A 24,218-nucleotide genomic window follows, 5' to 3' on the forward strand; every position below is an offset into this window, starting at 1 on the left:
ACCCCGACCCCACGTACCGCGAAGTCGAAGGGACATCGACGATGCACGGAAACGGAACATTCAGCTCAGGCACCACCCGCAGAGCAGCCCTGGCAGCAGCACTGGGAGGCGCCGCCGCCATGGCCCTGCCCGCCCGGTCCGCCAGCGCCGCGTCCACCCTCACCAACGGGGGCTTCGAGAGCGGCACCACCGGCTGGAGCACCTACGGCGCCACCGGTGCGTCCTTCACGGAGGCGGGCGGCCGCACGGGCGGTCAGCGCCTGGCGCACTGGTCGGCTTCGGCGTACAAGGTCGAGACGTACCAGTACCTCACCGGCCTCACCAACGGCACGTACACGCTCACCGCGTGGGTCCGGTCAAGCGGCGGGCAGAACGCGGCATACCTGGCCCTCAAGAGCGGTTCCGCCGAACAGCGCACCGACCTGCCGCCCACCCCGAACGGTCCGTGGCTCCGCATCGTCACCTCTGTCACCGTGACCGGCAATGCGTGCACGGTCCGCCTGTACTCCGACGCGAAGGCGGGGAACTGGGTCAACTTCGACGACATCACACTCACTCCCGGCTCAACAGGCCTGCCCATCAGGGGTGCTGACATCTCCTCACTCATGAAGAGCGAGGACTTCGGCGGCGCCTACCGCAACAGCTCGGGCGCCACGGCCGACGCCCTCGCCGTGCTCAGGTCCGCCGGGATGAACTACGCCCGCCTGCGCGTGTGGGTCGACCCCGCCGACGGGTACTGCGACAAGGCCCGCGTCCTCGCCGTGGCCAAGCGCGTCAAGGCGCGGGGCATGAAACTCCTCGTCGACTTCCACTACTCCGACACCTGGACCGACCCGGGCGCCCAGACGATCCCTTCGGCCTGGTCGGGACACTCGTACGCCCAGTTGAAGACCGACGTGTACGACCACACGTACGACGTCCTGAACGCACTCAAGGCGCAGGGCACCACCGCGGACATGGTGCAGATCGGCAACGAACTGAACGGCGGCATGCTGTGGCCCACCGGCTCGACCTCCAACTGGTCGCAGCTGGCGGGGCTTCTGACTGCGGGGGCCACCGCCGCGAAGGCTGTCTCGTCCGGCACGCGGGTGACCCTCCACCTTGCCAACGGCGGAGACAACGCCCTGTACCGCACCTGGTTCGACAACGCGGTCTCGCGCGGCGTGCCCTTCGATGTCATCGGCCTGTCCTTCTACGGCTACTGGCACGGCGCCCTCTCCGACCTCCAGGCCAACCTCGACGACCTCGCGACGCGGTACGCGAAGCCGCTCTTCGTCGCCGAGACCGCCTACCCCTTCCGGCTGGACAGCGACGACGACTGGGAGAACGTCATCGACAAGGCAGAGGAGCTCGTCGGCGGCTATCCCGCCACCGAGGCGGGCCAGGCGGCCTGGTTCCGTGACATCCAGAGCGTCGTCGAGGCGGTCCCGGCAGGCCGTGGCCTTGGCGTGTTCTGGTGGGACGCCACCTGGACCGCCGTCGAAGGCAACGGCTGGGACCCGACCGACCCCTCCACGGGCAACGCCTGGGAGAACCAGGCGCTGTTCGACTACGACGGCGTGCCCACCGAGGCGATGAGCGCCTTCGCGCACCGCTGAGTCAGGGGCTCAGGCCCGCATCACAAGACGGTCCACCGCCGGGTTCCCCGTGCCGTAAGGGACTGGCAGAAGTCCGGCGTCCCCGGCCGCGTACAGCGCCTGTTCGAGACCGCTGATCAGGGGCTGTACGTCGACCGGCGGGCGGACCACGAGGCGCAGGAAGCGGCTGGAGCTGCCGATCTTGTTGCCGCACTCGCGGACCAGGATGCCGTGCTCCGCGAGCAGCCGGTCGCGCAGGACCGCTCCGTCGACGCCGTCGGGCAGCCGCACGTACACGAAGTTGCCCTGCGAGGGATAACTGGTGAGGCCGGGGAGGCGGCCGAGGTGCCAGATCATCTCCTGGCGGTCGCGGCGCACCTGACGCAGGCTCAGGTCGTAGGCGTGGCGGTGCTGTCTCAGCATGAACACCACGGTTTCCGCGAAGGAGTTGAGGTTCCACTTCGGCAGGGCGGCGCGCACCCGGCCGGCCAGGCCCGGATTGGCGACGAGATAGCCGAAGCGCACGCCGTGCAGTCCGAAGTTCTTGCCGAGGCTGCGCAGCACGATGACATTGGGCCGCAGAACGGCCTCGTCGGCGACGCTCGACTCCGGCCCCGCGTCGGCGAACTCGAGGAACGACTCGTCCACGACGACCAGGTCCAGATCCTGCAACGCGTCGAGCAGCGCGAGCACGGAGCGGCGTGGGAGGAGGCCGCCGTCCGGGTTGTTGGGGTTGCAGATGACCGCCGTGCGGGAGCCGCGGGCGCGCACGAAGTCGACGTAGGCCGCCGGGTCGAGCGCGAAGCCGTCGGCCTCCGGAAGCAGGAACATGTCGACGCGCTTGCCGGTCTCCATCGACTGATCGGTCCACCGCCCGAACGTCGGCACGGGCACGGCGAGCGCGTCGCGCACCAGCAGGTGGTCGATCCAGGTGATGAGCTCGGTCGAGCCGTTGCCCATCACGACGGTCTGCGGATTGAGCCCGAGCACGGCACTGAGCTCGGCGGTGATGGTGTCCGCGCCGCTCGGGTAGTACGTGAGGATGTCCCGCAGCCGACCGCCGAGCTCCTCGTACATCTCGGGCGTGGGGAAGTACGGATTGCACGGGATGCAGAAGTCGACGAGCGGTCGCCCGCTGTCCGCCGCCGCCCTGTTCAGCGCGGAGTAGGAGGGGCTGTGCGCGGTGGACGCGCGGAAGAGGGCGGTGACGCTGCCCGCGTCTGCCATGGGAGGCCTCCGGGTGGGGGAGGGTGGTGTCTCCCGTACATACGTACGCGGGCGAGGGCACGCTCAACCGGTGAGGCGAGAGGAACGGGTGAGCCCCCGCCCTGAGGGGCGGGGGCTCATGCCGGGGGGCAGGTGCCAGGTGTTAGAGCGTGCCGGAGGCGGCGATGGCGACCTCGGCCTTGGTGGCGCCCGACTGCGAGCCGAAGCTCTCGATCTTCTTGACGAGGGCCATGCTGTCCTCGTCCGCGACCTCACCGAAGACCACGTGCTTGCCGTCGAGCCAGCTCGTGACGACCGTGGTGATGAAGAACTGCGAGCCGTTCGAGTCGGGGCCGGCGTTGGCCATCGAGAGCAGGCCCGGCTTGGTGTGCTTGAGCTGGAAGTTCTCGTCGGGGAACTTCGCGCCGTAGATGCTCTTGCCGCCCGTGCCGTTGCCGGCGGTGAAGTCGCCGCCCTGGAGCATGAAGTCCGGGATGACGCGGTGGAACTTCGAGCCCGCGTAACCGAAGCCCTTCTCGCCGGTGGCGAGCGCGCGGAAGTTCTCCACGGTCTTCGGCACGACGTCGTCGAAGAGGTTGAACGTGATACGGCCTTCGGGCTTGCCGTCGATGGTGATGTCGAAATAAGCCTTGATTGTCATGGTCCTCATCCTGTCATTGCCCTGTCCCCGCCCGCCAACCGAACCCCCCGAACAGCCTGGCTTAACCCGTTTGACCAGGCATGATGCTGTTTGGGCTCAGTCGGTCCCGATCCTCATGAAGGTGATCGAATTCGCCGGGAAGGTGTACGAGAACGAGTCGGACACGCCCTTGAACGTCGAGGTCACCGGCTTGACCGGCGTCGCGTCCTTCGTGTTCTCGGCTGCCGGGTCGGCGGCGAGCGTGGTCACCTCGGCGCTCGGACCCGCCTTCGTGGCCGAGCCCAGGGCGATCTTGGTGCGGGCATCCGATCCCTGCGCGTTGACGACCTTGACGATGAGGTCACCGGTGGCCTTGTCGCGCGTGACGACCTGGCGGAACGGCTCGGCGGGCTTGTCGTCCGTGAAGGAGCCCCACTTCTTGCCGTCGAGGAAGAGCGTCACCTGACGTCCGCGCACCTCCACGCGCAGGTCGTAGGAGCGGCCCGTCTCGATGGTCGTCGTGTCCTGGACCATGGTCTGCTTCGCACCGTCGACGGTCTTCTCGACGGCCGACTGGCTGTTGTTCCAGCCGCCCAGGTTCCACCAGTAGTGGTTGCCGGAGTCCTTCACCCCGAAGGCGACCATGAAGCCCTCCTTGCCGGACTTCTTGGTGGCCTTCACGTTCAGGTCGTAGTTCTGCCAGCTCTTGTCGCCCGCCGTGACCAGGGTGTTCTCCGCAGACTCGTCGGACTGGACGTAGGCGCCGTCCTGGACGGTCCAGGTGCCCTTGTCCGCCGCCTTGCTCCACCGGCCGTCACCGCCGGAGAAGTCGTCGGTCAGGAGCGTCTCGCCGTTCTCGCCGGTGACCTTCACGTCGTCGTACGCGGCGCTGGTCGCCCAGGTGGACAGGCCGACCGCGCCGGTGATGGGGCCGGACGTGGCGGGGGTCCCGGAGGCGGTGGACGGCACGACCTCGTCGCCGACGTTGCGCATGAAGAGCTTCTGCGTCTCGTAGTTGGCCGAGCCCCATGACTGGTCGTTGTCGTACCAGATCATGTTCGGCTTCCACTGCACGTAGTCCTCGTTGGCGAGCAGCGGGGCGTACGAGGCCAGCTTGACGATGTCCGCGTTGCGTTCGAGGCCGGTCATGAAGGCCGCTTCGGACAGGGCGTTGGAGAACTTGTTGCCCTGCGACGCGTACTCGCCGAGGAAGACCTTGGGGCCCTTGCGGTCGTAGGAGTCGTAGCGGTCGTTGTTCTCCAGGAACCACTGCGGGCTGTTGTAGTAGTGCTCGTCGACCATGGCGACATCTGCGTCGCGGTTGAGCTGCCAGGCCTTGTCGAAGACCGAACCACTGTCGTCGGGACCGGAGTTGGAGATGACGGTGATGTCCGGGTACTTCGCCTCGATGGCCGCGCGGAACTCCTTGAAGCGGGCGAAGAACTCCTCGGGGAGGTTCTCTTCGTTGCCGACCGCCAGGTGGGTGAGGCGGAAGGGCTTCGGGTGGCCCATCGCCGCCCGCTTCTTGCCCCACTCGCTCGTCGCCGGGCCGTTGGCGAACTCGATGAGGTCCAGGGTGTCCTGGATGTGCCGCTTGAGGAGGGCCGGATCGTCGGTGGCCTTGTTCTGGCCACAGCCCGTCACCAGGGCGGGCACGACGGGCAGCGGCATGGCGCCGGTGTCCTCGGCGAACTGGAAGTACTCATAGTAGCCGAGGCCGTAACTCTGGTTGTAGCCCCAGAAGTTGGCGTTCGTGGCGCGCTGCTCGACCGGGCCGATGGTGTCCTTCCACTGGTAGGAGCGCTTGCGCTGCCAGCCGGACTTCTCGTCGTACGCCTCGTGGGAGCCGGTGTTGACCAGGCAGCCGCCGGGGAAGCGCAGGAAGCCGGGGTCGAGGTCGGCGATCTTCTGGGCGAGGTCCTTGCGCAGGCCGTTCGCGCGGCCCTTGTAGGTGTCGCGCGGGAAGAGCGATATCTCGTCGAGCGCGACGGGGGCGCCCGAGGCGACCGCGAGCCGGCCGGTGGCGGAGGTGCGGCCCGCCGTGAAGGAGGCCTTGTACTTCGCCCAGCCGCCGCGCGCGGTGACACGGCGGGCCGGGGCGAGTTCGCCGGAGGAGTCGCGCAGGGTGATGGTCAGAGGGGCCTTCTGCGTGCCGCCGGTCCGGGCCCAGACCGAGAAGTCGTAGCGCTTGCCTTTGGCTACCGCGATGCCGGTGTTGTAGCCGGAGTTGGTGACGGACGCACCGCCGTCCAGGGAGAGGTAGTTGCGGTTACGGGTGTTGAGGCGGCCGTCGTCGTTCACCACCTTGGCGACGCCGGACGAGTCCCAGGAAGTCAGCGGCGTGTAGGAGGCGTTGTCGGCGGTGGAGTACTCGAAGGAGCGGTTCTGGACGAGCTCGGCGTAGAGGCCGCCGTCCGCCGCGCGGTTGATGTCCTCGTAGAAGACGCCGTACATCGAGTCGTCGATCTTCGCGCCGGTGCGGGCCGTGTCGACGTCGATGGTGTAGTCGGTGGGCTCGGCCGCGGCGGTGGGCCCCACGGCGAGCGTTCCGGCGAGCAGGGCCCCCAGGGTGATCCCGAGTCTCCATCGTCTGCGTGCCATGCGTACCCCAGTCTTGAGCGTGTGCGGCATGTGTGCGGTATTTCGAACGCTGATCAGTGGGTCGAACGGCAACTTAGGCAGTGGGGGGCGGCGCGTCAACGCATTGCGCAGGAAGTGGCCGAGGTGGGCCCTGGGGTTCGTGATGTCGAACAACTTCCAAGAGATTCCCGGGACTTCGCCACCGGCTCTGTCCGAACCGTTGACGTGCAAGGCGTTCGACCTTACGGTCCCGTTCGAAGTTGCGAGCAGCATTCGAAATATCGAACAGAAGTGAGCCGCAATGTCACCACCCCTCCCGAGCCGACGAGGTGTGCTCGGCGGCATCGGAGCGCTCGCCGTCGCGGGCAGCTTCGGACTCGCCGCCGCGAACCGCAGCGCATCCGCGATCGCGTCGGACGCGGACGTACGGGTCCGCTACTGGAATCTGTTCTCCGGCGGCGACGGCGCCAACATGATCGCGATGCTTGACGCCTTCCGCGCCGCGAACCCCCGCGTCGACGTCAAGGACTCGACCCTCCAGTGGGGCAATCCGTACTACACCAAGCTCGCGATGGCCGCGTCGGGAAATCGCGCCCCCGACCTCGCGGTGATGCACCTGGGCCGGATACCGGGCTTCGCTCCCGGACAGCTCCTGGACCCGTGGGACGTGCGGCTGCTCGCCAAGTACGGTGTGCGCGAAGCGGACTTCGACCCGTTGCTGTGGAAACGCGCCGTGGTCGACGGCAAGCTCTACGGGCTTCCCCTCGACATCCACGCCCAGCTCTGCTTCTACCGCAGGGACGTGTGCGAGAGGGCGGGACTGCTCGACGCGGGCGGTGATCTGGCCGAAGTCACCTCGCCCGAGGACTGGTTCAAGGCGCTCAAGGCCGCCAAGAAAGCCGTCAAGGGCGACGTCCACACCATCGGCATCAAGGCCGACGAACCGAACTTCTCCTGGTGGTTCTTCCTCTCCTTCTACACCCAGCTCGGCGGCACCTGCCTCAGCGCCGACGGCCAGGGCGTCACCCTCGACACCGACAAGGCCACCCAGGTCCTTGAGTTCCTGCGCCGGCACCTGACCGACGGCTACTCCACCGCGATCGGCGTCGCCGACGGCGAGTCCTTCGTCAACGGCTCCGCCTTCGCCTGGGAGGGCAACTGGTCGGTGCCCGTCTTCAGCGGCGCGAAGCTGAAGTACGGCGCGACCCCGCTGCCACCCGTCTTCGGCAAGCCCGCGACCCACACCGAGTCGCACTGCTTCGTCCTGCCGCACCAGTCGCTGCGCGGCGGCGTCACCAACGAGGGCGCGCACCAACTCGCCGCGTACGTCGTCAAGAACGCCACGGCCTGGGCGCGGGGCGGCCACATCCCCGCCTACCTGCCGACCCTTGACGACAAGAAGTACGTGTCGCTCAAGCCGCAGTCCGAGTACGTCTCGGCCATGGATCACATGGCGGTCGAGCCGCCCGCCTGGTTCGCGGGATCCACCGGGCTCCTCGCCCAGCGCATCGGCCCCGTCATCGCCTCCTCGAACGTCGGCTCCGCCAAGCCCGATGCCACCGCGCGGCGCATGAAGGACGTACTCGAAAAGCTGGTCGCGATGAAGAACCCGATGGAAGGCCGTTCCGCCACCGAGGGAGGGTCCGCCGCATGAGCGCCGTCGACACCGCGGTCGCGCCGCCCACCGTACGGTCCGTTTCTGCGACGGAGGTCGATTCGCTGCGGGCCCGGCTGACCCGTCGCGTCCAGCACGGCGGCTGGTTCGTCGCCCCGTTCCTCGTCCTGTTCGCGTTGTTCGTGCTGCTCCCGATCGGCCGTGGCCTGTGGCTGAGTTTCACCGACGCCAACATCTCCGGCACGGGTGAACGCTTCGTGGGTCTCGACAACTACCGCGAGGCCCTCGACAGCCCGCTCCTGTGGGACTCGCTCGGCCACAGCGCGTACTTCACCCTGCTCGTGGTGCCCTGCATCGTCGTCCTCGCGTTCCTCCTCGCGATGCTCGCCCACCACATCGAGCGCGCCAAATGGCTGTGGCGGCTCTGTTTCTTCGCCCCCTTCCTGCTGCCGTCGACGGTCGCGGGGAACCTCTGGCAGTGGCTGTTCAACCCGGCCACCGGAATGATCAACCACGTCTTCGGGCTCGACACACCCTGGCTCACCCAGAAGTCCACCGCCCTGCTCGCCGTCGTGATCACCACCCTGTGGTGGACGGTCGGCTTCAGCTTCCTGCTCTTCCTCGCGGCGCTGCAGAACATCCCACGGCATCTGTACGAGGCCGCCGAGCTCGACGGCGCGGGCGCCTGGCACCGCATGGTGCACATCACCCTGCCGATGCTGCGCAACATCATCGGCCTCGTGATCACGCTGCAGATACTCGCCTCGCTCCAGGTCTTCGACCAGGCCGTGGTGATGCAGGACTTCGGCCCCGGGCCCGAGGAAAGCACCCGCACTTTCGTCCAGTACACCCTCGAAGAGGGCTTCACCGCCTACCGCGTGGGCTACGCCTCGGCGATCTCCATCATCTTCTTCGTGCTCATCGCGGCCGTCGCCCTCGGCCGGATGTGGCTCCTGCGCAAGCGTGAGGAGGGCGTGCGATGAGCACGGCCATCGTCGTACGGAAGAACAAGAACGCCCCCAAGAGCCGCAAGAAGAAGTGGACCCCGAGCCAGATCGTGCTCACCGCGCTCGGCGTCCTGGTCTCCGCGCTGTGGATGACGCCCCTGCTGTGGGCCCTGTTCACGTCCCTGAAGTCGGAGGCCGAGGCCGTCGAGGTGCCCACCCACTGGGTGCCTCAGGAGTGGACGGGCCAGGCGTGGAAGGCGCTCTTCGAGAGCGGCAACATCACCAACTGGTTCGTGAACTCGGTCGTCGTCTCGGTATGCGTCACCTTCATCGTGGTGTTCGTCAGCGCGCTCGCCGGGTACGGCTTCGCGCGCACCGAGTTCCGGGGCAAGAACGTGCTGCTCGGCCTGGTGATGGCGGGCCTGATGGTGTCGCCGGCCGTGCTCGGCGTCCCGCTCTTCACGACCGTCCAGTCGATGGGGATGGTCGACACCTACTGGGGCATGATCCTGCCGCAGTGCGCGCCCGCCGCGATGGTCTACATCCTCTACAAGTTCTTCCAGTCGATCCCGCACGAGCTGGAGGAGGCCGCGTACATCGACGGGGCCGGACGCTGGCGGGTCTTCTTCACCATCGTCCTTCCGCTGTCCAGGCCCTCGCTCTCGGCCGTCGGGATCTTTACGTTCATCGCGTCCTGGAACAACTTCCTGTGGCCGTACATGGTGACCAACAACCCCGACCTGATGACGATGCCGAACGGCATCGCGACCGTCATGAACTCCTACGGGATCCAGTGGGCGCAGCTGATGGCGGGCGGCCTCATGGCGGGGCTGCCCCTAATCGTGGTCTTCGTCTTCTTCCAGCGCCAGATCGTCAGTGGCGTGGCGCATACGGGCCTGGCCGGGCAGTAGACCCGCACCGTCCGACCCTCACTGTCCGGCCCTCACCTTTCCGGTGGGCGCCGGGCGGTGGTCTCCCGGGGTACGAGCCGATGGCTGAGCGTGGTGGTCGTCCCGCCGTCGGCGCCCGGGCCCGGCGCGGACTCGATGATGCGCCGGGCGGCCATGGAGCCCATCTCGTACAGCGGGAGGCTCACCGTGGTCAGGCCGACGTGCCGGGCGACGCTGAGGTCGTTGATGCCGGCGACGGAGATCTCGCCCGGTACGTCGATGCCCGCCTGACGCAGGGCGCCGAGCGCGCCGATCGCGACTTCGTCGTTGGCCGCGAGGACCGCGTCGGGCAGCGGCCGACGCGCGATGAGCCGCAGGGCCGCGGTGTGACCGGCTTCGTGGTCGAAGCCGCCCGGCACACAGTGCGCGCTCCCGCCGAGTCCCGCGTCGCGCATGCCGGCGAGGAAGCCCTCCATGCGCTGTCGGGTGACGGTCATGCCGGGCGGGCCCTCGATGAACGCGATCCGGCGGTGGCCGAGCGCGACGAGGTGGTCCGTGACGTCCCGGGCGGCGGCGTGGTTGTCGACGGTGATGGTCGGGCAGCCGAGGTCGCGGTCGGCGAGTGAGACGGCCCTGATGCCCTGCTCCTGTGCCTGCCGGACGGCCTTGACCAGGCCCGGGTTCCGCGGGTCGTCGACCTGGCCGCTGCCCGCGAAGATCACTCCCGCGGCGCGGTAGTCCCGCATCGCCTGTAGCCGGTCGATCTCGGTGGCGGTGCTGCGGTCGACGTTGGACAGCATGGTCACGTAGCCGGCCCGGGTCGCCACGTCGTCCACACCGCGGGCGATCACGGAGAAGTACGGGTTGACGATGTCGCTCACCAGGACGCCCACGAGACGGCTGTTGGGCGAGACCATCGCCCGCGCCAGGGCGCTCGGCGAGTACTCCAGCTGCTCGGCGGCCGCGATGACCTTGGCGCGTGTGCTGGCCGACACGGGATGGTCGGACCCGCTCAGGACCCGCGACGCGGTGGCCACGGCCACGCCCGCCGCCCGGGCGACATCCACCAGCGAACTCACGGCCCACCCCCAGAGGGAAACGTTTTCCTCAACATGCCACAGGGCGTGGCCGGTTTGCAATGGGCGCGGACAAGTCCCGGCGCTCTGACCTGAGTTGACCCCTTGACGTTTGTCGGGACCGGGTCGCTACCATCCCGGTGAGGAATACGTTTTCCTAAGCGATGACCTTGGGGAACGTGCAAGGACGTACGAGAACGTACGAGAACGAGAAGTCGACCGAAGCAGACCGAAGCAAGTGGAGGAACCGAAGGGGGAGATCATGCAAGTCCGTACCCGCGCGAAGCGGCTCGCCGCTTTCGCGCTCCTGTCCGTCGTCACCGCGACCGCCTGTGGCGGACCCGGCACCCAGATCCGCGCCGACGGAAAGCTCTCTTTCACTGTCGCGCTCATCGAACCCGACCTCACGACCGTGCCGCTCCTTGCGGCCGTCGACGCCCTCCGTGACCAGGGCCACGAGGTCGATGTCGTGGAACTCGCGGAACCGGAACTGGCCGTCGAAGGACTGGCCAAGGGTGACTACGCCATCTCGGCAGAGGCGACGGGTCCGGCGTTGAGCGCCATCGAACAGAACGCCCCCATCAAGATCATCGCCGATGTCGTCGGCAACCAGTGGGCGCTGTACGGCAGGTCCTCCGTCTCGTCCTGCGACGACCTGAACGGCCGCCCGTTCGGGATCTTCAGCGAGGGCGCGGTGGCGACCGCGATCGCCAAGGACTGGGTGGACGCCGAGTGCGGCGCCGGCAAGCGCCCCGACTACCTGACGATCGGCGGCTCGGACGTGCGCGCCCAGGCCCTCGCCTCGGGGGAGATCGACGCGACGCCGCTCGAGGTGTCCGACGCGGTCGCCCTGGAGTCGTCGGGCGCCACCGGGCTCACCAAGGTCGTCGACTTTGCCGAGCGCCTGCCGGACCTGCATCCGCAGACGGTGTACGCGAACGGCGCCTTCCTCACCCAACACCGGGAGGTGGCCCAGGAGTTCGTCACCGCCCTGGTGCGGGAGCACAGCAAGATCAATGCCGATCCGCGGCATCTGGTGGGGCTGGTCGAGCGGTACCTGCCGGACGAGGACCAGGAGGACGTGGCCACGACCGCACGGCGCTACCGCGACGCGAAGCTGTTCGACGCGGCGGCCCTGACGCGGAACAACGTCCAGGGCACCATCGACTTCTTCGCCCGCGCCGGCGTGATCGAGCGGGGGATGACCACGAAGGACGCGGCCGACCTCAGCTTCATCGAGGAGGCGTCATGACGGTTAATCAGGGAGTCCATCAGGGACGCGTCGTGACGGCCGCAGCGGCACACCGCCGGATCCTGGACGCCAACTGGCCCTACCGGCTCGTCACGTTCGCGCTCTTCGCCGCGGGATGGGAGCTCTACGCCCGCGAACGGGGCGGCCTGCTCCTGCCGGGCTTCGCCGAGACGGTCCGGGCCACGGCCGGGCTCCTCGCCGACGCCGAGCTGTGGCGTGCCCTGTACGTCAGCAACCAGGCGCTCGTGCTCGGCTTCTGCCTCGCCCTTGTCGTCGGCGTACCCGCGGGCATACTCATCGGCAGGTTCCGGCTTCTTGAGCGGTACACGGACGTGTACCTCAACATCCTCCTCGTCACGCCGATGGCCGCGGTCATCCCGCTCCTCGTGATGTCGGTGGGCGTGGGCCTGACCTCTCGGGTCCTCCTCGTCACGGTTTTCTCGGTCGTGATGGTGGTGGTGAACTGCCGGACCGGAGTGCGGCAGGTGGACCCCTCGCTGATCGAGATGGCCCGCTCTTTCGGGGCCCGCGAGCGGCAGATCTGGACCCAGATCCTGCTGCCCGGTGCTCTCCCCGCGATCATGACGGGCGTTCGGCTCGGTGTCGGGCGGGCGGTCACCGGCATGGTCATCGTCGAACTGCTCATGGTCTCCGACGGGTTGGGCGGACTGATCCTCAAATACCGCGGCCTGCTCAAGGCGCCACAGCTCTACGGCACCGTCGTGATCATCCTGGCGGAGGCGCTGCTCCTGATCTCCGTCGCGCGGTGGGGCGAACGCAAGCTGACCCGATGGGCAGGGACACAGACGGCTGGAGGCGCTCGATGATCACGATCCATGGACTGGGCAAGAGCTTCGTCGGACAGGACGGGACCACCGTCCAAGCGTTGCGGGACGTGGACCTGGAGGTGGGCGCGAACGAGTTCCTGACCGTGCTCGGGCCCAGCGGCTGCGGGAAGACCACCCTCCTGAAGGCCGTCGCAGGGCTGACCCCTTGGGACGCCGGAGACATCCTCATCGACGGCGCTCCGGTACGCGGACCCGGGCCCGACCGCAGCGTGGTCTTCCAGAACTTCGCGCTCCTTCCCTGGGCGACCGTCCTCGACAACGTCGCCTTCGGGCTGCGGATGAGGGGTGTCGGCCGGGCCGAACGCGAGGAACGCGCCCGCTCGCTGATCGGGACGGTGGGCCTCGCGGGGTTCGAGACCAAGCTGCCCGGTGAGTTGTCGGGCGGCATGCAGCAACGCGTCGGCATCGCCCGGGCGTTGGCCGTGGAACCCCGGGTGCTGCTCATGGACGAGCCGTTCGGAGCGGTGGACGAGCAGACCCGGCGTCTGCTGCAGGAGGAGCTCCTGTCGATCTGGGAGGAACACCGGCTGACCGTCGTGTTCATCACCCACAGCATGGCGGAGGCCGTGCTGCTCGGAGACCGCGTCGTCCTGATGAGCGCAAGGCCCGGACGGATAGCGGACATCGTGCCGGTGGACCTGCCCCGGCCGCGCTCGGCCGACATCGGCTCCCTGGAGCGCTCGGGCCGGTACGCCGAGATCACGGCGTACCTGTGGGACCGGCTCCGCGCGATGCACGCGGAGCACCGCCCCTCGAAGGTGGCCCGGTGAACGCGCCGGCCGCGCCGGTCAGCCTCGCTGTCGGCGCCCTGGCCTGGGAGCTGACCGGGCGCATGGCGGATGCGTCGTTCTTCCCGCCGCTGAGCACGGTCCTGGCCCGGCTGCGCGAACTGGCCGCCGATGGACTGATCTACGCCAGTCTGCGCGACAGCCTGGTCAATCTGGCCCTGGGGTTCGCCATTTCCCTCGTGGCGGGCCTCGGCATCGGCATGGCCATGGGCCATTGGCGGAAGGTCGACGCCGCGCTCGGCGTGTATGTGTACGCGCTCCTGACGGCCCCGTCGCTGGTCTTCGCGCCGGTCTTCTTCGCCCTGCTCGGCGCGGGCCGCGCCTCGATCGTCGCGGTGGTGGTCACGTACGCGATGTTCGTCGTCATCGTCAACACGGCGTCGGCCGTGCGGGCCGCCCCCGCGCACCTGGTGGAGATGGCACGCTCCTACGGCGCCGGCGAAGCGCAGGTGCTGCTGCGTGTCGTACTGCCTGCCGCCGCACCCATGATCATGGCCGGTGTCCGTCTCGGCATCGGCCGCGCCGTCACCGGGATGATCAACGGCGAGATGTTCATCGCCGTCGTCGGGCTGGGGCACGTCGTCACCGAAGCGGGCGGGCGCTTCGACAGCGCGGGTGTTCTCGCCGTGCTCGTGGTCGTGCTCGTCGTCGCGCTCGGGGCCACCGCGCTGGTCCAGGCCGTCGACCGCAGGGTCACCCGCTGGGTTCCGAACACGTCGAGGGGACACCGATGAACGTCAGCAAAGTGGACGCGTACAGCCACATCCTGCCCGCGCCGTATTTCGCGCGCATGCGCGAGCTCGCCGTCGACACGGGTGCTCTCAAGCGGTGGCTCGAACTGTCCGCGCTGCACGATCTCGACGCGCGGTTGCGGATGATGGACGAGTTCGGCGACGGCTACCAGCAGGTGCTCACGCTGTCGTCGCCGCCGATCGAGCTGCTCGCGGGGCCGTCCGCGTCCCCGGCGCTCGCGCGGCTCGCCAACACCTCGATGCACGAGCTGTGCGTGCGTCACCCCGACCGGTTCCCGGCGTTCGTCGCCGCCCTGCCGATGAACGCCCCCGACGCCGCGCTCGCCGAACTCGCCTTCGCCGTCGACGCATTGGGCGCGCGCGGCGTGCAGGTGTTCACCAACGTCAACGGCAGGCCACTGGACGATCCGGCCTTCCGGGACGTGTTCGCCGAGATGGCGGCGCGGGACCTGCCGATCTGGATGCACCCGACCCGCGGCGCCGCCTTCGCGGACTACGCCGCCGAGGACACCTCCGCGTACGAGATCTGGTGGGCGCTGGGCTGGCCCTACGAGACCAGTGTCGCCATGGCCCGGCTCGTCTTCTCCGGGTTGCTCGAAAGGCACCCGGACATCAAGATCATCACCCATCATCTGGGGGCGATGATCCCCTTCCTCGAAGGCAGGATCGGCCTGGGCTGGAGCGATCAGCTCGGCAGTCGCACGGCCGGCGAGGACTTCGAACGGTTGCGCCGCGAACGGTTGCCGAAACGGCCGCTGGAGTACTTCCGCCGGTTCTACGCCGACACCGCGCTCTCGGGCTCCGCCATCGGCACCCGGTGCGGCCTGGACTTCTTCGGCGCGGACCATGTCCTGTTCGGCACCGACTGCCCCTTCGACCCCGAGGGCGGGCCGCTCTACATCCGCGAGACGATCCGCGTCATCGACGAGCTGGACCTCACGGACACCGCACGCGAGCAGATCTACCACCACAACATCCGGCGCCTGATGCGACTGCCGGGCGAGCGGCCGTGTCGACTGCCGGACGAACGCTCGTGACGACCCATTGACCCCCGGCTGCGCCCGTCTTACGGTCTGTCCGGGAATTCGTTCAACGTCCGGTATATCGAACCAAGTTGAGGGGACCATGACCCGTACCGCCCGCTTCACCCTCGACCCCGCCTTCGCCGTGGGCGCCGTCGACCCACGGCTGTTCGGCTCCTTCGTCGAGCACCTCGGCCGCTGCGTCTACACCGGCATCTACGAACCGGGCCACCCCTCGGCCGACGAGGCGGGCCTGCGCACCGACGTGCTCGGCCTGATCCGCGAACTCGGCGTCACCGCCATCCGCTACCCCGGCGGCAACTTCGTCTCGGGGTACAAGTGGGAGGACTCCGTCGGCCCCGCCGACGAGCGGCCGCGCCGCCTCGACCTCGCCTGGCACTCCACGGAGACCAACCGCTTCGGGCTCTCCGAGTACATCGCCTTCCTGCGCAAGATCGGCCCGCAGGCCGAACCGATGATGGCCGTGAACCTCGGCACGCGCGGCGTCGAAGAGGCCCTGGAACTCCAGGAGTACGCCAACCACCCCGCCGGCACCGCGTGGTCGGACCTGCGTGCCGCGCACGGCGACAAGGGCCCCTTCAGCATCCGCATGTGGTGCCTCGGCAACGAGATGGACGGTCCGTGGCAGACCGGCCACAAGACCGCCGAGGAGTACGGGCGCCTGGCCGCCGAGACCGCACGCGCGATGCGCCAGGCCGACCCGGACGTCGAGCTGGTCGCCTGCGGCAGCTCCGGACAGTCCATGGAGACCTTCGCCGCGTGGGAGGCCACGGTCCTGGCCGAGACCTACGACCTCGTCGACCACATCTCCCTGCACGCCTACTACGAAGAGACCGACGGCGACCGTGACTCGTTCCTCGCCTCCGCCGTCGACATGGAGTCCTTCATCGAGAACGTCGTCGCCACCTGCGACCACGTGGGCGCCCGCCTGAAGTCCAAGAAGAAGATCAACCTGTCCTTCGACGAGTGGAACGTCTGGTACCAGTCCCGGCCGCACCCCGAGGTCGAGGCGAGCCTGCGCGACTGGCCCGAGGCGCCGCGCCTCCTGGAGGACAACTACACCGTCACCGACGCGGTCGTCGTCGGCTCGCTCCTGATCGCCCTCCTGCGGCACGCCGACCGGGTGGCCGTCGCGTGCCTGGCCCAGCTGGTCAACGTCATCGCGCCGATCCTTACCGAGCCGGGCGGCCCGGCCTGGCGGCAGACCACCTTCTTCCCCTTCGCGCAGGCCTCGCGGCACGGCCGCGGCCAGGTCCTCGACGTACGCGTGGACTCGCCCGAGCACGCGACGCCGAAGTTCGGCGATGTGCCCCTGCTGCACGCGACGGCCGTACGCGCCGATGACGGCACTGTCACGGTCTTCGCGGTCAACCGGAGCCAGAGCGAACCACTGCCCCTCGAAGTCGCGCTCCACGGCCTTGAGTTGACTACCGTCATCGAGCACAGCGCCCTCGCCGACGCGGACCCGGGCGCCCGCAACACCCTCGCGGAGCCGGAGCGCGTCACCCCCCACGGCGTCACCGGAACAGCAGTCCAGGACGGCACGCTGCACGCCGTCCTGGAGCCGCTGTCATGGAACGTGATCCGGCTGGGCTGAGCCCCGGGCCCTGACGGGTCAGAGCTTGCCGGCGCCCGCCCCGTTCGTCACCGTGCCGACGACGGACGAGGCGGGCTCGGCCGTGTAGGTGTACGGCGGCTTGGTGAAGTCGCCCGCCTGGGAGATCTCGGTGGCGGCGCCCCCGAGATCGTTGCCCCGCGCGACCGCGTAGCCGTCCTCGTCGCTGCTGCGGCTGGTCGTGATGGCCACCTTCGTGTCGCGGAAGACGTTGTTCTCGACCAGCATCCGCGCACTCATCCGGGAGTGCGCCCCGGTGTCCGCGCCCTGGACGTAATTGTCGTAGAAGTGCCCGGTGCCGAAGCGCAGGCTCGGGATGCGCGAGTAGATGTTGCTGAAGTGGTTGTGGTGGTAGGTCACCTTCAGGTGACCGGTGTCCTCGTCGCCGTTGTTGTCGCTGTGCCCGACGAGGGAGCCCTTGAAGTGGTCCTTGAAGGTGTTCCAGGAGACGGTGACGTCGTCGGAGGCATGCGTGATGTCGAGCAGGCCGTCGTAGTGGTCCTTGTCGTGCTCGCGGTCCGCGGAGAAGGAGTTGTGGTCGATCCACACCTTCGTGGACTCCTGGACCGTGATCCCGTCGGCGGGCGCGACGGGCTTGCTGATGTTGAGGTTCTGCACGACGACGTTGTTGGCCTCCTTGATGCGAAGACCGCCGCCGGTGAACCCGGAGGCCGAACCGACGCCGAGCACCGTGGTGTTGGACCCGATGTCGACCTGACCGGACAGAGAGATCAGACCGTCGACCTTCACCACCTTGGCGCTGCTGCCGCCGACGGCGGCCTTGAACGCCGCGAGCGACTTCACCGTGGTGGCGGTCGCGTCGCCGCCGCCCGTGGTGCCGGCGCCGAAGCCGACCGCCTGGCCCACGGCCGCCGCCGCGGGCTTCGGCGTCGTGACGCCGCTGCCGTCGGCCCCGGACGTCTCGGCGGCGTTCCCGCTCCAGGCGACCGCCCCGACGATCGCGGCCCCTGCCACCGCGGCCACGCCGATCCGCCTGGCCCTCGCGCTCGTCCCGCGCGCTCCGTGCATGAGTTGTCCTCCGGTCATTCGGGGGGTGGGCCGGTCCCGCCCCCTTGCCTGTCGCCGCGGGCGCGGCGGACGTTGCCGCCGCGCCCGCTTCTGTTACGGGGCGGCCACCGGCCGCCGCCCCGCAGGCACCACCTCGTCCGAGAGCGGAAGACCGAGACCGGCCACCGCCCCTGCGACCAGGCGCGACATCTCGAGGGCTCCGCGCTCCTGGAAGTGGGTGTTGTCCTGCACGCCGTTCGGGAAGTTGGGGTACTGGCCCGGAGCCAGCCACAGGAACACCCCCTTGGACGCCTCCACGCCGAGCTCTGTCAGATACCGGCGGCTGAGCTCGGAGAGATCGACCAGCGGGGCGTCCTCCTCATCGGCCACGGCCCGCGCGGCGGCCACGTACGCGGGGAAGGACACCTTGAACTCGCCGGTGCTCGCGTTGAAGTCACGGCGTGAGACAGGCGTGACGACCACCGGCACCGCTCCGCGGGCGCGGGTGGCCCTGATGTAGTCCTCGCGCAGGTACTCCTTGTAGTCCTCCGGCGAGGTGTAGCGCTCCGGGTTGTTCACCGTGGCGTCGTTGTGGCCGAACTGCACGAACAGATAGTCGTCCGGGCGGATCTCCTGGTGGATGGCGGCGAGGCGTCCCTGCTCGATGAACGAGCGTGAACTGCGCCCGCCGATGGCACGGTTGGCGACCGTGACGTTCTCGGTGAAGGATCGGGGAAGCAGCTGGCCCCAGCCCGCCTCGGGGTGGAAATTCGCGTTGTAGGTCTGCGCGGTGGAGTCACTGGCGATGTACAAGGTGGTGACAGCCCGTGCATCCGGGCCGTCGCGTCCGGTGGCGGCGGCGGTGCCGGACGCCGACAGGACGGCGCCGCCCGCGCCCAGTGCGGCGGCGGTGCCGACCAGGAAGCGTCTTCGGCTCGTGAGGGTGATCAGCGCGGAAACCGCGCTGTCTGTGCTGTCTGCGTTGTCTGTGCTGTCTGAGTTGCGGCCCATCGGGCACTCCTGACAGGGAAGAGGGGTGTGCAGGTCCGGGGCGGGGATCAGGCCGGCTTCAGCTGCCACTGCTGGCAGTGGTTGTTGAGCCAGGACCACTGGCGTACGTCGGCTCCGTCCGCCGCCGAGCAGTCGGCGACGTCGGCGACCTTGCCGGTGGCCTGATTGGTCAGGCGGACCCAGCCCGCGTCGGTGGTGACGAGGCGGAACTTCTGGCAGGTGTTGTCCAGCCACGGCCACTGGCGCAGATCCGCTCCGTCGGCGGCGGAGCAGTCGGCCGTGTCGAGCACCTTGCCGCTCGCGACGTTCACCAGGCGGCTGGTGTCGTCGGCACGGTCCTCGATCCGCCACTTCTGGTTGCTGCCGCCGTTACAGCTCCACTGCCGCACGTTGGCGCCGTCGGCGGTCGAACTCCCCGCCACTTCAAGGCACTTGCCACTGCCGCGGTTGGTGAGGGTGTACGCCGCAGGGGTGGCCGCGGTCTCGCCCGAAGGGCCCGCCCGGGTGGTGCCGAGCGCGACCGGCTTCCCGAAGGCCGGGGTGCCGTCGGCGTTCCAGGTGAACTTCTGCGCCCGTGTCGTACGGCCGTTGTCGCAGCCGTCGGACGCGGAGTCGTTGGCGTGGTAGACGATCCAGTCCTCGGTCCCGTCCGGCGACTTGAAGAAGCCGTTGTGGCCTGGGCCGTACACGCCCGCCGCGTCGTCGCGCTGGAAGACCGGCGTGGACTTCTTGGTCCAGGACGACGTGGCCAGCGGGTTCGAGCCGGTGAGTTCGAGCTGCCCCAGCTTGTAGTCGGGGGTCATGCAGCCGCTCGCCGAGACGATGACGAAGGTCCTGCCGCCGCGCTGGAGCACCTCGGGGCCCTCGTTGACGTTCGAGCCCGCCTTCTCCCAGGCGTGGGTGGGCGAGGAGATGGTGGTGAAGGCGCCGCTGACCGTGTACGGGTCGGACATGGGGGCGATCAGCACGTTCTGGTTGCTGCCCTGCCAGGCGCTGGCCAGGAGATACAGCTTGCCGCCGACCGTCATGACGCTGCCGTCGATGAGCCAGCCGCTCTGCGAGGAGTGCTGAAGCCGGTTCTTGTAGCGGTAGGGGCCCTGCGGGTCGGACCCGCTGCTCTCCAGGACGTGCAGACGTTGTGAGCCGAACTCGGTGCTGTCCTCGCCCGCCGTGTAGTAGAGGTACCAGCGGCCGCCGGAGAAGTGCAGCTCCGGCGCCCAGATGTTGCAGCAGCGCGAGGCGTTGTCCGCCTTGCCGTCCCACACCTGCACGCTGGGTGCGGTGGCGAGCCCGGCCAGAGTGGGCGACTTGCGCATGGTGATGACGTGGGTCCAACTCGTCGTCACCAGGTAGTAGTTGCCCTGGTGGTAGGAGATCCAGGGGTCGGCGCCCTTCTGGGCCTTGACCGGGTTGGTGTACGGGCGGCCCTCGGCGGCGGGGGCGGACTGTGCCACGCCGACGCAGAGGAGGAGGGCCGCGAGCAGGGTCAGTAGGCGACGGGCCATCCGGAGCTCCAGTTCAGGAGGTTGACGCCGAGCTTCGGTGTGCCGTTGTCCTGGGCGTCGTAGTAGTGGTAGACGAGCAGGTCGCCGTCGGTGTCCTTCATGACCGACTGACCGCCGGGGCCGATGTAGCGGCCGTGGCTCTCCTGGACCGGGGTGCCGCCGTTGTTCATCATGCCGACGCCGTTCTTGTCGACGTACGGCCCTGTGACGCTGGAGGAGCGGCCCACCTTGATCTTGTACGTGGAGCTTGTGCCCGCACAGCACGTGTCGTACGAGGCGAAGAGGTAGTAGTAGCCGCCCCGTTTGACGATGTAGGGCGCTTCGACGGCCTTGGTGCCTGTGGGGCGCGAGGCCAGCGAGCGGCGGGCCGTGTCGCCCGCGTACTGCTTGCCTGTCGAGGGGTCGACGCGGATCATCTTGATGCCGGTCCACCAGGAGCCGAAGGACAGCCACCACTTGCCGTCGTCGTCCACGAAGAGGTTCGGGTCGATGGCGTTGTAGTCGCTGGACGTGGTCGAGGTGTAGACGGCGCCCTGATCCTTCCAGGAGCCGGGCTCGCCCGTGGTGGAGGTGGCCAGGCCGATGGCCGACTTGTTCGAGCCGAACGACGAGACGGAGTAGTACATCAGGTACTTGCCGCCGTGGTACGAGATGTCGGGCGCCCAGACGTCTCCGGTGGAGTTGTAGTTGTTCCACCAGCTCGGCCGGGTGGGAAAGGCGGAGCCGCTGCGGCCGAAGGCGATCCGGTCGGTGGACGTGCGCAGTTGCAGGCCGTCGCCGGTCGAGTAGAGCAGGTACTTGCCCGATGAGGTGCGGGCCATGGTCGGGTCGTGGACGACGATGTCGCCGGTGACCTGGCCGGGGTTGGGGTAGGCGGTGGCGCTGCTCGGGATGAGGGCGAGCAGGGCGGCGGCGGGCAGCGCGATGAGGGCTCTTCGCCGGAAGGCGGTGGGGGTGCGGCTCACTCCGGTCTCCTTGGGTGGTGGGGGACCGCCGCCAAGGTCGTCCGATATCTCGAACGGCGATCGTGTCTTCGGACGGGACCGTAGAATCGAAGTACTTCCGCGTCAACGGTTCACACAGGCATCGTCGGCCCGTCCCGTGCTCAACTCCCGTCACACGCACGGACATCAGCAGAGAGTGGACGGGAGGGGGTGGACGGCGGCCGGTCGCCGTCCACCCCCGGGGAGGTCGCCGCCCGAGGGGCGGCGGCGGGTTTACAGCGCGGGGTGCGCGTTCTTCATGAGCTGCTGGAACTGCGCCGAGAACCACTTCCCGGAGATCGGCGCGTCGGGGAGTGCCCCGGAGAGGTTGAAGCCGTTGCGGGGATTGCCCTGGTAGGTCGGGTCACACATGCGGTCGAAGCCCTTGCCCTCGTCGTTCGGGATCTCCTTGCTCGACCCGTCGGACTCGCCCGGCGGCTTCATCCACACGTAGGCGTCGATGCCGGCCTCCGGGGCGGTCCTCGGCCGTTCGCCGAGGCCCGCGCCGCGCCCGACTGGTTGCACCAGTTGCCGATGTGGATGCGCCGGTCGTAACGGCCGCCTTCCACATAGGTGTTGACGTCCGTCGTGGGACCGGGGCCCGCGGGCCGGGCGGCGCCGCCCCAGCCGTTGCGTGAGGTGTCGATGAGCATGCCTATGTCGGACCGGAAGCCGGTGGAGACCAGCTGGTTTCGGAACGACTGGGCGAAGGAGAGCTCGTCGACGGAGCGGTTCCAGTCGACCCACATGGACTCGCGGACCGACCGGCCGTTGACGGTGTCGCCGATCTTGAAGTTGTTCTCCTTCAGGGCGCTGTAGTTGGCCGTGTTGGTGATGAAGCCGTGCACCTTGTCGACGGTGCTGCCCTCGGCGGTCGCCGCCTGGTGCATGACCTGCGCGGAGGCGGCGAAGTTGTCGTCCCAGCCGATCCACCCGTGGTGGCCCGCGTCCACGTAGTTGTAGACGTTCGGCACGGCGCCGAGCTTGTTCAGGGCGTAGCCGACACCCTTCACGTAGTTGCCGTTGGCCTTCATCACGTCGCACTCGGGCGTCGCGGTGGGGCGGCCGCCGGTGTTGGTGACGAGGTTCGGCAGCGAGTCGATCTCGACGGTCGTGACGATGCGCAGGTTGGCGTACTTGGCTTCGGCGAGGATCTTCGCGATCGGGTCGATGTACTCGCTCTTGTAACGGTCGATCTCGGTGGGGCCGAGCTCCCCGTTGGAGGCGAGGGCGGAACAGTCCCGGCCCGGCAGGTTGTAGATGACCAACTGGATGACGCCCGCGCCCTGTTGGAGCGCCGCGTCGAGGTGGTCGCGCAGGCCCATCGCGGAGCCCGCGCCCTCGATCGCGGCGATCCGGTCGAGCCAGACGCCGGTGGGCTGGCCGGCGATGGCGCCGCCGCCCGTTTCGGCCTTGGCCTTCGCGGACCACTCGGGGTTCACATAGGGCTTGGCGCCGGCGTACGGATTGTCGACGCGGGCGGCGGCGCGGATCGTGCCGTGTCCACTGTCGCCGACGGCGAGCGCGGTGCCGCCGGAGGTGGCGAGGACGGTGGCGAGCGCGGCCAGGAAGAGGGTGCGGGATCTGCGGTGCTTGGAGGGGGTGCGGCTCATGGTGGGAGTGGTTCCTCTCCGGTGTGGGGGGGGTCAGGTGTCGAGCGCGCGCAGGTGGTCGCGGAGCCCGATGCCGAACGGGGTCGGTGTGCCGTCGTAGGAGCTGATCAGTGCGGGGCCCGACGAGCAGTTCCAGGTGTTCCAGGTCCAGCCGAGGTAGGAGGCCTGGTGCGCGTCGAGCCACTTCATGACGGCGTCGATGAAGCCGTGCGAGCAGGTGTTCTCGCCGATCTCGCCCGCCACGAGCGGCACCTTCGCGGCGACCGGCGCCAACGTGGTGTCCCAACAGCTGGCGTTGGCGCAGGAGTTGAAGTTGTAGACGTGCCAGGCCGCGGCGAGATTGCCCGCCGGGTCCGTGGGCGCGTGCTTCAGCCAGCCGCTCAGATCGTTCGCGTACGCGATGCCGGACGCGAGCACGAGATTCTTCGCGCCTGTGCCGCGGACAGCGTCGATCAGGTCCTGCATGCCGGCGACCTCGTAGCCGATGCCGGGGCAGGTGCCGCCGTCGCGCCAGCAGGCCCAGGCCTGGTCGGTCGTGGGGGTCGCGCGGTCCGGATAGGGCTCGTTGAAGAGGTCGAAGGCGACGGCGGGATCGTCCTTGAAGGTGTTCGCGACCGACGTCCAGAACGCCGGGGTGTGCCGGGCGTTCGGCATCGGCTTCTGGCAGCTGGCGTGCACGTCCGAGCAGGCCGACGAGTTGCCGGTGTACTGGCCGTGCGACCAGTGGAGTTCGACGATCGGCGTCATGCCGTGGTCCTGGACGCGCTGGACGAGATCGCCGATGGCCGCGCGGTAGTTCCCGCCCGCCCAGCGCGGGTCGATGTTGCCGGTGCCCAGCCAGCACTCCTCGTTGAGCGGGATGCGTACGGTGTTGGCCTTCCAGTCCGCGATGGCCTTGACGGAGGCGTCGTCGACGGGGCCGTCGAAGAAGCCCCAGCCCTGGACGCAGGCGTACTCGCCGCCGGAGCGGTTGACGCCGAGCAGCCGGTGCGCGGTGCCTTCGGCGTCGACGAGCCGGTTGCCGTCGGCCTTGAGGACGGGGGGAGGTGCCGCTGCCGACGGAGCGGCGCCCGCCGTCGACAGGGCGGAGGGCATCACGAGTCCGGTGGCGGTGAGGACGGCGCCGGCCAGCACGGCCAGCGTACGGAGCAGACGCGGGGGATGGCGCATGAGCGACTCCTTGGGCATTAGCCGGAATCGCTCCCACTGGTGACCGTGGAAGCTAGCAGGAAGTCGCCGCCGAGAACAGAAAGGTTGGCAGGTTTCTCA

General features: G+C 68.8%; 19 protein-coding genes and 1 pseudogene. 10 read left to right on the forward strand and 10 right to left on the reverse strand.

Features of this window, described 5'->3' with window-relative positions; genetic code table 11:
* Positions 1 to 119: 119 nt before the first annotated feature.
* Positions 120 to 1,598: a glycosyl hydrolase 53 family protein gene (locus ACWGI2_RS22720; RefSeq protein WP_453697231.1), complete on the forward strand. Its 1,479-nt coding sequence runs from the start codon at positions 120 to 122 to the stop codon at positions 1,596 to 1,598.
* Between the two features lie 9 nt (positions 1,599 to 1,607).
* Here the strand turns inward: ACWGI2_RS22720 and ACWGI2_RS22725 are convergent, their stop codons facing one another.
* The 3 genes from ACWGI2_RS22725 to ACWGI2_RS22735 form a co-directional block, all read right to left on the reverse strand.
* Positions 1,608 to 2,804, reverse strand: a complete 1,197-nt coding sequence (locus tag ACWGI2_RS22725) for a pyridoxal phosphate-dependent aminotransferase (RefSeq protein WP_453399669.1) — start codon at positions 2,802 to 2,804, stop codon at positions 1,608 to 1,610.
* Between the two features lie 142 nt (positions 2,805 to 2,946).
* Positions 2,947 to 3,444, reverse strand: a complete 498-nt coding sequence (locus tag ACWGI2_RS22730; RefSeq protein ID WP_371530744.1) for a peptidylprolyl isomerase — start codon at positions 3,442 to 3,444, stop codon at positions 2,947 to 2,949.
* 96 nt (positions 3,445 to 3,540) lie between these two features.
* The gene (locus ACWGI2_RS22735) at positions 3,541 to 6,024 is read right to left on the reverse strand and encodes an alpha-L-arabinofuranosidase C-terminal domain-containing protein (RefSeq protein WP_453697233.1); all 2,484 of its coding nucleotides are present in this window, start codon (positions 6,022 to 6,024) and stop codon (positions 3,541 to 3,543) included.
* Between the two features lie 280 nt (positions 6,025 to 6,304).
* Between ACWGI2_RS22735 and ACWGI2_RS22740 the strand changes: the two genes are divergently transcribed.
* The 3 genes from ACWGI2_RS22740 to ACWGI2_RS22750 are packed head-to-tail and all read left to right on the forward strand — an operon-like array spanning position 6,305 to position 9,476.
* Positions 6,305 to 7,657, forward strand: coding sequence for an extracellular solute-binding protein (locus tag ACWGI2_RS22740; RefSeq protein WP_453697234.1), 1,353 nt, complete (start codon positions 6,305 to 6,307; stop codon positions 7,655 to 7,657).
* Positions 7,654 to 8,601 (forward strand): carbohydrate ABC transporter permease, encoded by a 948-nt coding sequence (locus ACWGI2_RS22745; RefSeq protein WP_453697236.1) that lies wholly within the window; start codon positions 7,654 to 7,656, stop codon positions 8,599 to 8,601. The genes ACWGI2_RS22740 and ACWGI2_RS22745 overlap by 4 nt, the downstream gene beginning before the upstream one ends.
* On the forward strand, positions 8,598 to 9,476 hold the full coding sequence (locus ACWGI2_RS22750) for a carbohydrate ABC transporter permease (protein ID WP_453697237.1): 879 nt from the start codon (positions 8,598 to 8,600) through the stop codon (positions 9,474 to 9,476). Before ACWGI2_RS22745 ends, ACWGI2_RS22750 begins: the two co-directional genes overlap by 4 nt.
* A 32-nt stretch (positions 9,477 to 9,508) precedes the next feature.
* Here the strand turns inward: ACWGI2_RS22750 and ACWGI2_RS22755 are convergent, their stop codons facing one another.
* Positions 9,509 to 10,534, reverse strand: coding sequence for a LacI family DNA-binding transcriptional regulator (locus ACWGI2_RS22755; protein WP_453697238.1), 1,026 nt, complete (start codon positions 10,532 to 10,534; stop codon positions 9,509 to 9,511).
* 259 nt (positions 10,535 to 10,793) lie between these two features.
* On the opposite strand from ACWGI2_RS22755, the gene ACWGI2_RS22760 reads away from it, so the two are divergent.
* From ACWGI2_RS22760 to arfA, 6 genes are all read left to right on the forward strand, one after another.
* A complete protein-coding gene (locus tag ACWGI2_RS22760; protein ID WP_453697239.1) occupies positions 10,794 to 11,783 on the forward strand; it encodes an ABC transporter substrate-binding protein in 990 nt (329 codons plus the stop codon).
* Positions 11,780 to 12,610 carry an ABC transporter permease gene (locus ACWGI2_RS22765; protein ID WP_453697241.1) on the forward strand — a complete coding sequence of 277 codons (831 nt, stop codon included), beginning with the start codon at positions 11,780 to 11,782 and terminating at the stop codon, positions 12,608 to 12,610. The genes ACWGI2_RS22760 and ACWGI2_RS22765 overlap by 4 nt, the downstream gene beginning before the upstream one ends.
* Positions 12,607 to 13,401, forward strand: a complete 795-nt coding sequence (locus tag ACWGI2_RS22770; RefSeq protein ID WP_453399661.1) for an ABC transporter ATP-binding protein — start codon at positions 12,607 to 12,609, stop codon at positions 13,399 to 13,401. Before ACWGI2_RS22765 ends, ACWGI2_RS22770 begins: the two co-directional genes overlap by 4 nt.
* Positions 13,398 to 14,153 (forward strand): ABC transporter permease, encoded by a 756-nt coding sequence (locus ACWGI2_RS22775; protein ID WP_453697243.1) that lies wholly within the window; start codon positions 13,398 to 13,400, stop codon positions 14,151 to 14,153. The genes ACWGI2_RS22770 and ACWGI2_RS22775 overlap by 4 nt, the downstream gene beginning before the upstream one ends.
* On the forward strand, positions 14,150 to 15,208 hold the full coding sequence (locus ACWGI2_RS22780; RefSeq protein ID WP_453697245.1) for an amidohydrolase family protein: 1,059 nt from the start codon (positions 14,150 to 14,152) through the stop codon (positions 15,206 to 15,208). The genes ACWGI2_RS22775 and ACWGI2_RS22780 overlap by 4 nt, the downstream gene beginning before the upstream one ends.
* 88 nt (positions 15,209 to 15,296) lie before the next feature.
* On the forward strand, positions 15,297 to 16,811 hold the full coding sequence (gene arfA / locus ACWGI2_RS22785) for an arabinosylfuranosidase ArfA (protein ID WP_453697246.1): 1,515 nt from the start codon (positions 15,297 to 15,299) through the stop codon (positions 16,809 to 16,811).
* 18 nt (positions 16,812 to 16,829) lie between these two features.
* Here arfA and ACWGI2_RS22790 read toward each other — a convergent pair whose 3' ends face one another.
* From ACWGI2_RS22790 to ACWGI2_RS22815, 6 genes and pseudogenes are all read right to left on the reverse strand, one after another.
* Positions 16,830 to 17,858: a pectate lyase family protein gene (locus tag ACWGI2_RS22790; protein WP_453399657.1), complete on the reverse strand. Its 1,029-nt coding sequence runs from the start codon at positions 17,856 to 17,858 to the stop codon at positions 16,830 to 16,832.
* 93 nt (positions 17,859 to 17,951) lie between these two features.
* Positions 17,952 to 18,848, reverse strand: a complete 897-nt coding sequence (locus tag ACWGI2_RS22795) for a rhamnogalacturonan acetylesterase (protein WP_453697247.1) — start codon at positions 18,846 to 18,848, stop codon at positions 17,952 to 17,954.
* A 47-nt stretch (positions 18,849 to 18,895) separates the two neighbouring features.
* Positions 18,896 to 20,353, reverse strand: coding sequence for a family 43 glycosylhydrolase (locus tag ACWGI2_RS22800; protein ID WP_453697249.1), 1,458 nt, complete (start codon positions 20,351 to 20,353; stop codon positions 18,896 to 18,898).
* On the reverse strand, positions 20,335 to 21,318 hold the full coding sequence (locus ACWGI2_RS22805; RefSeq protein WP_453697250.1) for an arabinan endo-1,5-alpha-L-arabinosidase: 984 nt from the start codon (positions 21,316 to 21,318) through the stop codon (positions 20,335 to 20,337). The genes ACWGI2_RS22800 and ACWGI2_RS22805 overlap by 19 nt, the downstream gene beginning before the upstream one ends.
* 252 nt (positions 21,319 to 21,570) lie before the next feature.
* Positions 21,571 to 22,949, reverse strand: a pseudogene (locus ACWGI2_RS22810) (glycoside hydrolase family 6 protein).
* 33 nt (positions 22,950 to 22,982) lie between these two features.
* Positions 22,983 to 24,137 carry a glycoside hydrolase family 5 protein gene (locus ACWGI2_RS22815; RefSeq protein ID WP_453697252.1) on the reverse strand — a complete coding sequence of 385 codons (1,155 nt, stop codon included), beginning with the start codon at positions 24,135 to 24,137 and terminating at the stop codon, positions 22,983 to 22,985.
* Positions 24,138 to 24,218: the final 81 nt, after the last annotated feature.

The organism is Streptomyces sp. NPDC054866 (assembly GCF_053610745.1).

What these genes read in the sequence shown, in the direction of transcription:
- ACWGI2_RS22735 (WP_453697233.1), bottom strand. Translation starts at nt 6,024, where the DNA reads ATGGCACGCAGACGATGGAGACTCGGGATCACCCTGGGGGCCCTGCTC.
- ACWGI2_RS22725 (WP_453399669.1), bottom strand. Translation starts at nt 2,804, where the DNA reads ATGGCAGACGCGGGCAGCGTCACCGCCCTCTTCCGCGCGTCCACCGCG.
- ACWGI2_RS22815 (WP_453697252.1), bottom strand. Translation starts at nt 24,137, where the DNA reads ATGCCCAAGGAGTCGCTCATGCGCCATCCCCCGCGTCTGCTCCGTACG.
- ACWGI2_RS22800 (WP_453697249.1), bottom strand. Translation starts at nt 20,353, where the DNA reads ATGGCCCGTCGCCTACTGACCCTGCTCGCGGCCCTCCTCCTCTGCGTC.
- ACWGI2_RS22720 (WP_453697231.1), top strand. Translation starts at nt 120, where the DNA reads ATGGCCCTGCCCGCCCGGTCCGCCAGCGCCGCGTCCACCCTCACCAAC.
- ACWGI2_RS22750 (WP_453697237.1), top strand. Translation starts at nt 8,598, where the DNA reads ATGAGCACGGCCATCGTCGTACGGAAGAACAAGAACGCCCCCAAGAGC.
- ACWGI2_RS22730 (WP_371530744.1), bottom strand. Translation starts at nt 3,444, where the DNA reads ATGACAATCAAGGCTTATTTCGACATCACCATCGACGGCAAGCCCGAA.
- ACWGI2_RS22790 (WP_453399657.1), bottom strand. Translation starts at nt 17,858, where the DNA reads ATGCACGGAGCGCGCGGGACGAGCGCGAGGGCCAGGCGGATCGGCGTG.
- arfA (WP_453697246.1), top strand. Translation starts at nt 15,297, where the DNA reads ATGACCCGTACCGCCCGCTTCACCCTCGACCCCGCCTTCGCCGTGGGC.
- ACWGI2_RS22745 (WP_453697236.1), top strand. Translation starts at nt 7,654, where the DNA reads ATGAGCGCCGTCGACACCGCGGTCGCGCCGCCCACCGTACGGTCCGTT.
- ACWGI2_RS22760 (WP_453697239.1), top strand. Translation starts at nt 10,794, where the DNA reads ATGCAAGTCCGTACCCGCGCGAAGCGGCTCGCCGCTTTCGCGCTCCTG.
- ACWGI2_RS22780 (WP_453697245.1), top strand. Translation starts at nt 14,150, where the DNA reads ATGAACGTCAGCAAAGTGGACGCGTACAGCCACATCCTGCCCGCGCCG.
- ACWGI2_RS22765 (WP_453697241.1), top strand. Translation starts at nt 11,780, where the DNA reads ATGACGGTTAATCAGGGAGTCCATCAGGGACGCGTCGTGACGGCCGCA.
- ACWGI2_RS22740 (WP_453697234.1), top strand. Translation starts at nt 6,305, where the DNA reads ATGTCACCACCCCTCCCGAGCCGACGAGGTGTGCTCGGCGGCATCGGA.
- ACWGI2_RS22770 (WP_453399661.1), top strand. Translation starts at nt 12,607, where the DNA reads ATGATCACGATCCATGGACTGGGCAAGAGCTTCGTCGGACAGGACGGG.
- ACWGI2_RS22795 (WP_453697247.1), bottom strand. Translation starts at nt 18,848, where the DNA reads ATGGGCCGCAACTCAGACAGCACAGACAACGCAGACAGCACAGACAGC.